This is a genomic window from uncultured Psychrobacter sp. (genome assembly GCF_947495825.1).
Classification (GTDB): Bacteria; Pseudomonadota; Gammaproteobacteria; order Pseudomonadales; family Moraxellaceae; genus Psychrobacter.
This window is the reverse complement of sequence record NZ_CANMAH010000002.1, coordinates 147,086-158,543: the sequence shown is the minus strand read 5'-3', so window position 1 is coordinate 158,543 and position 11,458 is coordinate 147,086. Positions and strand designations below refer to the sequence as shown.

At 43.7% G+C, this 11,458-nt stretch carries 9 protein-coding genes; 3 read left to right on the top strand and 6 right to left on the bottom strand.

Going from position 1 to position 11,458, the window contains the following annotated elements:
- The first annotated feature begins 192 nt into the window (after positions 1–192).
- On the top strand, positions 193–1,212 hold the full coding sequence (gene hemH, locus Q0895_RS03470) for a ferrochelatase (RefSeq protein ID WP_299185532.1): 1,020 nt from the start codon (positions 193–195) through the stop codon (positions 1,210–1,212).
- 101 nt (positions 1,213–1,313) lie between these two features.
- On the opposite strand, the gene Q0895_RS03465 is transcribed toward hemH, so the two are convergent.
- Positions 1,314–1,631 carry a hypothetical protein gene (locus tag Q0895_RS03465; protein ID WP_299185531.1) on the bottom strand — a complete coding sequence of 106 codons (318 nt, stop codon included), beginning with the start codon at positions 1,629–1,631 and terminating at the stop codon, positions 1,314–1,316.
- 273 nt (positions 1,632–1,904) lie between these two features.
- Here Q0895_RS03465 and Q0895_RS03460 point away from each other — a divergent pair, with 273 nt between their 5' ends.
- Positions 1,905–3,194 carry a right-handed parallel beta-helix repeat-containing protein gene (locus Q0895_RS03460; protein WP_299185529.1) on the top strand — a complete coding sequence of 430 codons (1,290 nt, stop codon included), beginning with the start codon at positions 1,905–1,907 and terminating at the stop codon, positions 3,192–3,194.
- Positions 3,195–3,237: 43 nt separating this feature from the next.
- Here Q0895_RS03460 and Q0895_RS03455 read toward each other — a convergent pair whose 3' ends face one another.
- From Q0895_RS03455 to Q0895_RS03440, 4 genes are all read right to left on the bottom strand, one after another.
- A complete protein-coding gene (locus Q0895_RS03455) occupies positions 3,238–4,026 on the bottom strand; it encodes an SDR family NAD(P)-dependent oxidoreductase (protein WP_299185528.1) in 789 nt (262 codons plus the stop codon).
- A 219-nt stretch (positions 4,027–4,245) separates the two neighbouring features.
- Entirely contained in the window at positions 4,246–4,779 is a 534-nt protein-coding gene (locus tag Q0895_RS03450; RefSeq protein ID WP_299185527.1) for a hypothetical protein, read from the bottom strand.
- A 176-nt stretch (positions 4,780–4,955) separates the two neighbouring features.
- Positions 4,956–7,910, bottom strand: a complete 2,955-nt coding sequence (gene polA, locus Q0895_RS03445; protein ID WP_299185525.1) for a DNA polymerase I — start codon at positions 7,908–7,910, stop codon at positions 4,956–4,958.
- 198 nt (positions 7,911–8,108) lie between these two features.
- A complete protein-coding gene (locus Q0895_RS03440) occupies positions 8,109–8,525 on the bottom strand; it encodes an Ohr family peroxiredoxin (RefSeq protein WP_058368204.1) in 417 nt (138 codons plus the stop codon).
- A gap of 317 nt (positions 8,526–8,842) precedes the next feature.
- On the opposite strand from Q0895_RS03440, the gene Q0895_RS03435 reads away from it, so the two are divergent.
- Complete coding sequence (locus Q0895_RS03435) at positions 8,843–9,763, top strand: hypothetical protein (RefSeq protein WP_299185523.1); 921 nt, start codon at positions 8,843–8,845, stop codon at positions 9,761–9,763.
- A gap of 74 nt (positions 9,764–9,837) precedes the next feature.
- Here Q0895_RS03435 and Q0895_RS03430 read toward each other — a convergent pair whose 3' ends face one another.
- The gene (locus Q0895_RS03430; RefSeq protein ID WP_299185522.1) at positions 9,838–11,190 is read right to left on the bottom strand and encodes an MBL fold metallo-hydrolase; all 1,353 of its coding nucleotides are present in this window, start codon (positions 11,188–11,190) and stop codon (positions 9,838–9,840) included.
- Positions 11,191–11,458: the final 268 nt, after the last annotated feature.

Here is an 11,458-nt window from a genome sequence, read left to right as displayed (position 1 = left end):
TTGCCTATTGTATGGCGATGGGCGTAGGAGTACAACCTCCATACGCCGTCTTTATTTGACACGCGTAGCAAATTGTATAAAGAGCGCCTTTACCATGCGTTTTTTAGCGATAAAATGCTACACTAATCAGCTATTAAATGAACATTGTCTTAACAGTCCTCTTTTACCACTTATGAATAACACACGACTTTTATGAAACCTAAACTGCCGCCCCGTATCGCCGTCTTATTGGTCAACCTTGGGACACCTGATGAGCCGACAGCGCCTGCCGTCCGTCGTTATCTGAAACAGTTTTTATCAGACCCACGCGTGATTGAAATTCCTCAGTTTCTGTGGGCCATCATTCTAAACTTGTTTGTACTGCCAAGCCGGCCTAAACGTGTAGCAAAGGCTTACGCTAGTATCTGGGAAGGTGACTCACCCATCCGTAAGATATTAAATAGCCAAGTCGAGCAGTTGTCACCGCGTTTGGCCGACAGCGTTGCTCCGTTTCGCGTGTCGGTACATGCGGCGATGAGCTATGGCAATCCTGGCTTGCCCGATGTGATGGACAGTTTGCGCAGCGAAGGTGTGGATCATTTTGTCATCCTACCATTATTCCCGCAGTATTCTGCCACCTCGGGCGGCGCTGTCTATGATGCGCTGACCAAGTGGACACTGACGCAGCGCAATTTGCCCAACTATACCATCGTGAAGGATTATTTCGCTCATCCGCTGTACATTCAGGCACTAGCGGACTCGATTCGCCGCTTTCAGGCAGAGCATGGCAAGCCTGAAAAGCTGATGTTTAGCTTTCACGGTATCCCGCAGCCGTATGCGGACAAAGGCGATCCGTATCCGAGCCGCTGCAAGTGTACCGCCGCCCAAGTCGCACACGCGCTTGGTCTAAGAGATGATGAATGGATCATCAGCTTCCAGTCGCGTTTTGGCAAACAAGAATGGGTTAAGCCTTATACCGATGTGGTACTAGAGGAGTGGGGTCAGTCTGGCGTGCGTTCGGTGCAGGTTATCAGTCCTGCATTTTCTGCCGATTGTCTGGAGACGCTAGAAGAGCTGGCGATTGAAAATCGTGATAATTTCTTAAACGCTGGCGGGCAAGAGTATCATTATATACCTGCTCTAAATCTTGATGAGGCGCACATTGATTTACTTGAAGCGCTTAGCAAACCTTTGGTTAAGGGCTGGGCAGGCACGCTTGATGGCTGGGCGTAGTTAAGCCTTTTGATCTTAATGAATGATAAAAAAACACCGAACATGATGTTCGGTGTTTTTTATTTATAGTAATACACATACTTTATAATCAAAAAACTTACTTAAAAATTATCGTCATTACTACGTTCAGCAGCGTCGGTATCAGCGATATCGACGATGTCTGGATAATCTTTGTCATCTAGATTGTCCTCGACCAATACCTCATCGACACGGGCTTCATCGATATTTTGGCGATGCATCGGTGTGAGGCCTTGCGTGGCCTCGCTGCCTGCTTGTGAGTTGTCGAACCCTACGCTATTGTCAATGACGTCATCGTCATCAATCGTATGCAGCATTGGATTGTCTAAATCGACTCGCTGGTTGTCATCGCCATCGATACGGTCTTGCGCCTCTGGGAGCGGGGTTTTTGTATTATCCATCTTTCATTCCTTTTATATTATGATTGATTTTTATCTGTATGATGAGAATCAGTGTGCCGTGTTAGCTCGAGCTCGACTAGTAGTAAGGTGTCACAGGATGTTCAAAAAATGTAAGACAACCCGCAGTGAGCGTTATTTATAGTCAGTTCAAATGAAAATTGTTATAAATCTAAACGCGCTACTGGTATAAATTTTACTTGCGTGCTGTTATCACAGAGGCTGCACAAAATTCATCCCAGCAGCGCTATGTCATTTTTAGAGTGAATTGACTATATGGCCCTTGTTTCTCGCCTAAAATATGTCAATGTACTATCGATCATGGTCGGCCTGATAATCGCTATGAGCTTAAGCGCTTGTGACAATCAGCCAGCCGTCAGTCAAACGGACACTATAAAAAAGCCGTTGGTCATGGATGCTAAGCTACCAAGTACCGCGGCCGTAATAGAGTGCGCGCAGCTGACGCCCAAGCAAGCTGTGACGATAAAAGGTCATAACACCCTGAGTAAAAACTGCGACTTAGCAGGGCAGTCGATACGCTTTGAGCTCAGTGACTCTCACAGCTCGCTTGACTGTCAAGGGGCGCAGCTTAGCACCAGTGCTGATGATTCATCAAAGGCCAGTGCTATCGTGATTAAACCAAAGGCGGATGCTGCTATTGAGAATATTACCGTTGCCAATTGTCATATAACAGGCTACGGCCATGCGCTGCATATTCGCCAATATAGCAATCCCAATCAGCGTCATACGCGCGGCGTTATCGACCCTGCTGCCAATCGCGCGCTGGCACCAAGAGATATCCGCGTCATCAATGTCAGCAGTCAGAATAGTATCAACAGCGGCATGTTCGTCGGCGACCACGTACACGGTGTGAGCTTTGAACACGTGCGTATTCAAAACGCTGGCACTGTTGGGTTATATCTGGAGTTTGGTAGTCGCGATAACGTGATTAAAGACTCTGTGTTTGTCGGTAATGGTTTTCGCACGTTTAAGCCCAATCGTGAAGCCATCGCGGTGGACTCATCAAACAACAATCGTATTGAGAATAATCAATTTATACACAATGGCGCAGGCAGTATCTTGCTCTATCGCAACTGCTTTGAGCATGCTGATGACCCGTCGCGCAGCAATTATTTCAAACGTACTGAGTCGAGTCGTGACAATATCATTCGTGGTAATGTCTTTCAAAATGAACCAGTGGGCGTGTGGGTAGCGTCAAGGCAATCGCGCAACCTAAAAGGGTTTGAATGCGGCGCGTATTTGGTCAAGCAAACGCTGTTTGCCAGCTATCACTTAGACAGTGCTAAAGACAATCAAATCATTGATAATCAGTTTACCCAAGTCGAGCAGGGCGTTATTGTGGAAGATGATGGCACACTGATTAGGGGTAATACATTTGCCGCCGACGTTCGTTTGCCCATTCAGGTTGGTTCAAAAATTCGCGAAGACACTGCCGCAGGACCAATCAAAAACACGCTTATTAACAACAATACCTTCATCGATAAAACCATAGAGCAAGCAATTGACATTCGAGCGGCAAGCAAAACGGCCACTCAGATTGAGTAGCCGTCAGGATAATACGATAAGCTATGGGTAAATGGGCTGTGCTTTATTTGGCACCCACTTTGGTATTTACCCAGCGGATCACAGGATCGGGCGTGACTTGTGAAAGAGTTTGAAAGACTTTGGCTGGCATGCCGACCGAGTAGTGCGTGCTTTTTAGTTTACGATTGGGGCGGGTGGTCAGTTTGCACAGAGTCTTTGCCACATCATTGACAGTCAAATTGATACCCAAGCGCTCAATGCTTGTCACCTCAATATCTTTTGTCATATCAGACTTAACCCAAAGCGGCATAACATCTATGACTTTGATACCGAGCTTTTGATATTCAATATTAAGACCTTCGGTGAGACCGCGAACAAAAAACTTACTGGCCGCATAATTGGCAACTTCAGGCTGACCATAGATAGCAGACGCTGAGGACACATTGACGATTTTACCGTTTTCGCTATCAGCCAAATAAGGTGCAAGTTTGTGACAGCCGATAAGTACGCCTTTACAGTTGACGTCGATTAAAGACAGCTGCTGCTGCAAATCAGTCGCGGGCAAAGCACCACTGACCAGCACACCTGCGTTGTTGATTAACGCGTCGATACTGCCAAAATTATCAATCATTTGACTGATGGCATCTTCCCATGAGTCAGGCTGGATAACGTCAAGCTGACCGGTTATGATACGTTTTTGTTTCATTGCTTTTTTAAAAGCTTTATCTTTAGTTGCGTCTTCAAGCGTATCAGTATTGGTTGCAAATAGGCCAACACTATGTCCCTTTGCCGCCAGTTTTTTAGCAGTAGCCAAACCAATACCACGCGATGCACCAGTAATTAATATATTCATAATGAGTGACTTAATAATAAGCAGTAATGAGTAAAGCGAGGTACAACGCTAAGTAGCAATATTTAGCGATACTTTTAGCATGGGCATTAATAAAGTCAACGCCGTTACAAACATCGCAATTGTCCCTCGAACTTATATTTAGTATAGCAAATTAAACAGAAAAGATAATTATTAAGATATATACACTGGGCAATGCTACAAACTGCCAATCTTACGCTCTTATGTACTCTTGCGCTGTGTATCAAAATTTGGTTTTACTGATGAATTCTCAAAAGCCGCCAACTTAAATTTCCATAAATAAAGCAAAGCAATACCATAAATAGCAGTTTCTGCTAACTCTTCAATAATGCCGCCAGCAGCGTAAGGGAACACAATCGCATTCTCGCCCATATACTGTATTATCGCCAGTAGGACTACGATGACATATAGTGATACATCGACATCTTTTAAGACAGCTTTGAGATAGCGCCAAGAATAGATGAGTAAACCAACGATGAGAAGGTAGATAACGGTCAGGACGCTGTCTTCCCACCAGTCATAAGAATGTCCAAGTAGCGAGAAGTCGCTTGGAATAAGCAGATCTGGTAAGTAATTCAACTCGCGACGAATCACTGCAAAAAATACTAACACTGATGCAAGCCAAAAATAACGGCTTTGCTTGCTCTGACTTTGTACTACGTATTGAGCAGAGCGTAGCAAGCACATAATAATAAGTATAAGACCGGGGACTTCAATAATGCCATCTGTAGCCAAAATAGTGGGCTCCTAATTTTGAAACAAAAAAAGTGAACCCAAAGGCTCACTTTTAAATCGTAAATAATCTGATAAAGCAAAACTAATTAACGTGATATTATTATAACGCTAATTCTACTATCACGTCTTCATTTAATTTTACTAATTAGTCATAACCCATTGTTAAAATTGATAATTTAATGCGCTTCATCCCAATTGCTACCGCTGTCTGTCTCAACCAGTAATGGCACCGCAAAGTCTATATTCCAACCCTTTTCAACAGCAGTGGTCGTTAAGACATCTTGCATGGCATCAGTAATAAGCTGACTAATCTCACTGACTTTGTCAGTATCCACTTCAAAAACCAATTCATCATGGACTTGTAGCAGCATTTTGGCATGTTCTTTAGGCAGTACCTTATCGACAGCAATCATAGCAAGTTTAATCAAGTCAGCAGCGGAGCCCTGGAGTGGGGCGTTGATAGCGGCACGTTCAGCTCCTTGCTTCACCATACGATTGCTATGATTAATATCTGGTGTGTAAAGCTTGCGGTTCAATATCGTCTCAACATAGCCGCGCTCATAGGCGCTAGCACGAGTATCAACCATATATTGTTTGACACCCGGATAACGCTCAAAGTACATATCGATATAGTCTTGCGCTTCACCGCGGCTCATTTGTAGTTGCTTGGCAAGCCCAAACGCACTCATACCATAAAGCAGACCGAAGTTAATGGCTTTGGCATTACGGCGCTCGGTCGAGCTGACATCAGCGACCTGTTTGCCTAGCACCTCAGCTGCGGTAGCTGCGTGAATATCGAGCCCTTCGTTAAAGGCATGCGTCAGGTTTTTGTCGCCAGAAAAATGTGCCATAAGGCGCAGCTCGATTTGTGAGTAATCCGCTGCCAAGATGACACGACCTTCTGGCGCGATAAACGCTTGGCGAATCAGACGTCCAGTAGCCGTACGAATCGGAATATTCTGCAAGTTGGGATCAGTCGATGACAAGCGTCCAGTACTGGTCAATGCCTGATGGTAGCTGGTATGGACGCGATCAGTTTCAGCGTCTGCAACGGTATCAAGCGCATCAGTATAAGTGCTTTTAAGTTTGGACAAGCCGCGATATTCTAGTACGATTTCTACTAATGGATGATCGATTTTTGACAATATGGCTTCACCAGTAGAGTATTGGCCTGACTTGGTTTTTTTGCCACCAGGGACGCCAAGCTTATCAAATAACATCTCACCGAACTGCTTTGGTGAGCCAAGATTGAACGCCTCTCCAGCCACTTCATAAGCACGTTTTTCGAGCGCGATGATTTCTTCATCAAAACGTTTTGATAACTCATTTAAAAAGGAGCGCTTGATTAAAATGCCATCCGCTTCCATTTGGCACAGTATTTCGGCTGTCGGTATCTCAAGCTGGTGGAGCAATTTAACGTTGTTTTCGTCTTCATTAAGCTTTTGGCTAAAGATATCAAATAGCTGATAAGTGATATCGGCATCTTCGCAAGCGTAGTCGCTAGCAATATCAATGGCCACTTGATCAAAGGTAACTTGCTTTGCGCCCTTGCCAGCGACATCTTCATAGCTGATCGTTTGCGTTTGCAGATAGTGACGTGCAAGATCATCCATACCGTGGCGAGTAATGGCCGCGTTGATAACGTAGCTTGCCAACATGGTATCCATCGCCCAGTTATTAGGGCTGGTATGTATAGCGCCGACCAAATCAATACCATAATGGCTGAGGATATGTGCGTCGTATTTTAGATGCTGACCAATCTTGCCAATGTTTGGGTTTTCTAAAATGGGTTTAAGCTCGTTAAGTACCGTATCGCGATCAAGCTGCTTTTCGATCAGCTCATCCCCTTCCAAGCTATGCGTAAGCGGTACATAATATGCCTCATGTGCCTGCACAGCAAAAGACAGGCCAACGATTTGTGCTTGTCGCCAATAAATACTAGTCGTCTCGGTATCGATAACGAAATGCGGTGCGCTTTTTAGCAAGGCAATTAAGCTATCAAAAGCAGGCTTATCAAGCACCGTATGCCATGCTTTATCATGACTTTTACTGTCTTTGATATTTTCAATCACGCTTGATTGCAGTGATTTTGCGACTTGAGATTGTGACTCAGCATTGGCTTGGCTGTCAGCAACGCTTGTACTACCATTTGCAGGATGGTTTGGGTGATCAAGTGATGCAAGCTCATTTTTAAATTCAAGTTCAGTATACAGATCTCGTAGCTCATCGATATGGGCGCAAGGATCGGTATTTATTTTAAGGTCTGTCCAATCTTGACCGATGGCTAAGTCAGTGACAATGGTCGCAAGCTTTGCATTGAACGGAATATCGTCAGCATATTCAACCAAGTTCTTACCAGCGCGGCCTTTAATATCAGCAACGTTTTTGAGCATTGTGTCAATATTGCCGTATTTATTGAGCAAGTCTTTGGCAGTTTTTTTACCGATACCGGGCACCCCTTTGATGCCATCAGACGAGTCGCCCATAAGCGTCAAAAAGTCGATCATCTGGTGAGGCTCAATCCCAAATTTTTCGACCACGCCTGCACTATCAGTAATTTTGCCAGTAAAGCTATCTTCTAGTATCACGCAGTCATTGACTAATTGCGCCATATCTTTATCGCCAGTTGAGATGACCACATGATGGCCTTCAGCCACCGCGCGCTGAGCAAGGGTACCGATAATATCATCGGCTTCTGCGCCCTCGATACGTAATAATGGAATACCTAACGCTGCGACCAATCGATGGATATAAGGAATTTGGTTGACCAACTCAACATCGATGGGCGGACGCGCAGCTTTATATTCAGAAGACATAGCATGGCGAAATGTTGGAGATTTGGTATCAAAACAAACGGCCATATGCGTTGGATGATAGCGGCGCATGAGTTTTAATAAGGCGTTTAGGGTGCCGCGTATGGCATTGGTGATTAGGCCTTGCGAGTTTTGCATGGTTTTTGGCAGCGCATGATAGGTACGAAACAGATAGTATGAGCCATCTACTAAGATAAATGGTGGCTGCTCTTTGTCTACATGGCTGGTATTCATGGTCGCCACATTGGGCATGTTGTCAAAGTTTGGTAGCGTATTGGGATTAATAGGTGAGTGCGAATTGTGGTCATTATCGGTCATAGAGGTCACTTATCAGCTATTGGATAAAATCAAAAAATATCAACCATTATAACGATAAAATCAGCGCGTGCCGAATGGCTTAAAAGTTAAAATGTATATGACTATAAGGATTATTTAACTATAAAGGTTACAGGCAACAAAGCCCAGACTTGCTGGGCTTTGGTAATAACAGATCCGTTTATCAACTCATAATACGGCTTAGCTTTTTACTTCTGATGTCACTTCGATGTCGATATTACCTTTGGTAGCTTTTGAGTAAGGGCAGACTTCATTGGCCTTTTGCACCAGCTTTTGAATCTCATCAGCGGATAAGTCAGTACTATCAGCGATAACATGGATCTTAACTGCCAGTTTATAGTCGTGATTGTCGCCTTGTAATAAGTCTACTGAGGTTTGAGTCGTTGAAGAAAAGCTCGCTTCTTCCATCTTTTTGACTACCCCTAGAGCACTGTCAAAACAGGCAGCATAGCCCATTGCCAGTAGTTGCTCAGGATTATTGCCTTCTTTATTACCGCCAGGAGGCGCCATATTTATTTCAAGATCGCTATCGCTGAGCTTGGCTGTACCCATACGGCCGCCAGTAACGGTTGCTTTGGTAGAATATAGAGTTTTCATAATTGTCCTTTTTCCCTTGGTTTTTATAGTAAATGTATCGTAACAGCTATACAACTTGTCCAGCATAGCAAATCTCTAACACGACTCTATATAGCGGTGGTAAACCTATACTATCAATTTGTAAGTAAGTCTTTTAGGTTAGTAAGTAAAGTACTCGCTTCATGTGGTCGCAGCTTGGTGATTAGTGTAAGCTAATAGTAGCTGTTAAATGAGGATCGATTAGGTGGGAGCCACTCACTATACATTTAGTGAAATAGCACATTTAGTAAAATAGTATTTAATAACGTTTCATGACTGACGAATAAGGATGCCTAGCGATGAAAAAAACATATAAACGACTCTTTGCACCGCTTGTTCTTAGTTTATTAGCGATTGGGCTTACTGGTTGTAACGAAGAAGACAATGGCATTTTTGGTTCAGGCAACAACGATGAGCTGACACTGACAAGTTTTGATAAAGGCATTGATCGTCAGACTGGTAGAGAAGCTGTGGCACGTATTGATACCGAGTATAGTGAGGGCGAGCGTGATATTGATGTAACCAACATTATAGGAAGTTTTAATGCGCAAAATATTAATGACTTGGAACGATCGATAGTGTTATCAAACAACTTTGAGGGCACGCTTGAAGATCGTTATATTAAGGTCAATGGACGTACTATCAGACAGCCAATTTATGAGTTGAATAGTAGTAATAGTTTTAATTATGAAACCACTTATAGAACACTAGATCTGTCTGGAGTCAGCGCTGGTAGTTATAGTCTTGGCAATAATTTGGCTAGTAGCCGAGGGATTCTCACCGATTTAAATAATTATCCAAACATTCCCCTAAACGTAGAATTTCCGATAGGTTCCGTATGTTATATCCCTGTGACAACGAGTGATCGATCGTTCTTTGTTTTCAATGATAAAAACAGAACCCGTTATGACAACATCGATGACTGGGTTGATATGAGCGAAAATCGTTTTAGCGATAATCGAAATTTTAGTACCACTCGCTCAAATACCGGTATCAACAATCAACTAAAAACTGCGCAGATCAGATATTTTGCCTTTGACAATGAACCAGAATATATATTCAGAGCTGTCGATTATGACGACCGTGTTTATGAAGCCGACTATATAGATAGTAATGCTCCGCGTCCTAACGAAAACAGCATTCGCGGGGTAGTTGATTGTACTTTAGTCAATGAGGTAGCGGCTGACTTTTTAGAAAATCAAATCAGACGCTACTATTAATATCTGTACTATTAATGATTGCTTTAGAGCTTATATAAGCCTTGGTTATTAATTACAGATTATTAAATATTATCCTAGTTGTGTGCTTGTTGCCACGCACCCATTGAGCCTAGGTAAATATCGAGATTCTTAAACCCTTGACTTGCAAGCCAGCCTGCTGCAACCGTAGCCCGTGCGCCGCTGGCACACATTAAAGTATAGTGCTGGTCTTTATCAAGTTTACGCCACTCCTCATTGAGATGACCGACGTAGATATGCTGTGATTGCTCGATGGCAGCATCTGCTCTTTCATCAGCATCACGAACGTCAAGTAGTGTCCAGTTGTCTGTGTTAGCGTTAAGCCTTTCTTCAACCTCAGCGGTATCGATCATAGGTGTTGACTGCATCTTCTCGCCCCCAGCCGCAGCAGGGATAACACCAACATAACCGCCCTTTACATTATCAAGAGCAATGCGTACCAGATGTTCCATAGCGGTAGCGAGCTGCTCTTCATTAGATGCAACTAGGGCGATGCTCTCTTCTTCAGAGATAAACCAACCAGCAAAAGCAGAGATCATCCCCACCGGCAGGCTCATAGCACCAGGCAGATGACCGGCAGCATAAGCCATCGGTTCTCGAATATCGATGAGATGATCCGCGTCACAATTTTTAAGCTCATCAAGCGATAGATTACGTGGACGCATAACGCGCGGCGCGGCATCACCGCCTTCCATATTGAGGCGCTCCATCAAACGAAAATAAGGCGGTTGATAGTGGTTTTCGTTGATTTTGACATCGATAAATTCTTCACGGCTCTCAATCTGCAGGCGCGGGTTATTTAATCTTTCATGGCCAATACTTGAGAACTCGCGCGCAGCCATACCTGAGCCGCATACTGATCCAGCCCCATGAGCAGGATAAATGATGGCTTGATCGCCAAGCGCTAAGATCTTTTGCAATGAGTCATAGAGTAGACCTGCCACTTCCTTACGGCGATTGGGATAAAAGTCCGTACGTCCAACATCGCCCACGAATAGCGCATCACCAGTAAAAACCCCGACAGCCTTTTCTGGATAGGCGGTATCAAATAATGCAAAGCTAATATGATCATCAGTATGACCAGGTGTCTCTAAGACGCGAATCTCAAGCTGACCGATAGCGAAGCAGTCGTTCTCATGGGTTGTTTGAGCATAAGCGATAGGTTTTTCAGGGTTTGGCCCATGCAATACTGTCGCACCAGTCAATTCTGCTAAAATTGGTGCACCAGAAACCAAGTCTTCATTGCGGTGTGTTTCAAAGATATGGGTAATTTTAAGCCCAGCAGCACGCGCCTTTTCGACATAAATGTCACAGTCGCGGCGAGGGTCGATGACTGCTGCTTTTCCGTCTGAGCCGACCAGATAAGATAAGTGCGAGAGCCCTAGGGTCTTGATTTTCTCAAGTAGCATAATTATTCCCTTATAAATATTGATGTTGGCTAAATATAATTAAAGTAACTGTGTTTCATAACTATCTTTAATAGCTATGTTCACTTTAATAGCTATGTTCAATATCTAGATTTAACATCTATATTAAGTTTTATATTTTGTATTTTTAAAATAATAGCAAATAACTATTATCGAGACAGTATTAAGTTATATATTATAAGTATATATATTGTTTCAGAGCCTCAAGCGGCTTTAAGCAAAAATAGCATCCAAACTATAAATCGGCTAC

Excerpts from the sequence above, each read along its gene's own strand:
- Q0895_RS03430 (WP_299185522.1), bottom strand. The coding sequence starts at position 11,190 with ATGCTACTTGAGAAAATCAAGACCCTAGGGCTCTCGCACTTATCTTAT.
- polA (WP_299185525.1), bottom strand. The coding sequence starts at position 7,910 with ATGACCGATAATGACCACAATTCGCACTCACCTATTAATCCCAATACG.
- Q0895_RS03455 (WP_299185528.1), bottom strand. The coding sequence starts at position 4,026 with ATGAATATATTAATTACTGGTGCATCGCGTGGTATTGGTTTGGCTACT.
- Q0895_RS03440 (WP_058368204.1), bottom strand. The coding sequence starts at position 8,525 with ATGAAAACTCTATATTCTACCAAAGCAACCGTTACTGGCGGCCGTATG.
- Q0895_RS03460 (WP_299185529.1), top strand. The coding sequence starts at position 1,905 with ATGGCCCTTGTTTCTCGCCTAAAATATGTCAATGTACTATCGATCATG.
- Q0895_RS03465 (WP_299185531.1), bottom strand. The coding sequence starts at position 1,631 with ATGGATAATACAAAAACCCCGCTCCCAGAGGCGCAAGACCGTATCGAT.
- Q0895_RS03435 (WP_299185523.1), top strand. The coding sequence starts at position 8,843 with ATGAAAAAAACATATAAACGACTCTTTGCACCGCTTGTTCTTAGTTTA.
- hemH (WP_299185532.1), top strand. The coding sequence starts at position 193 with ATGAAACCTAAACTGCCGCCCCGTATCGCCGTCTTATTGGTCAACCTT.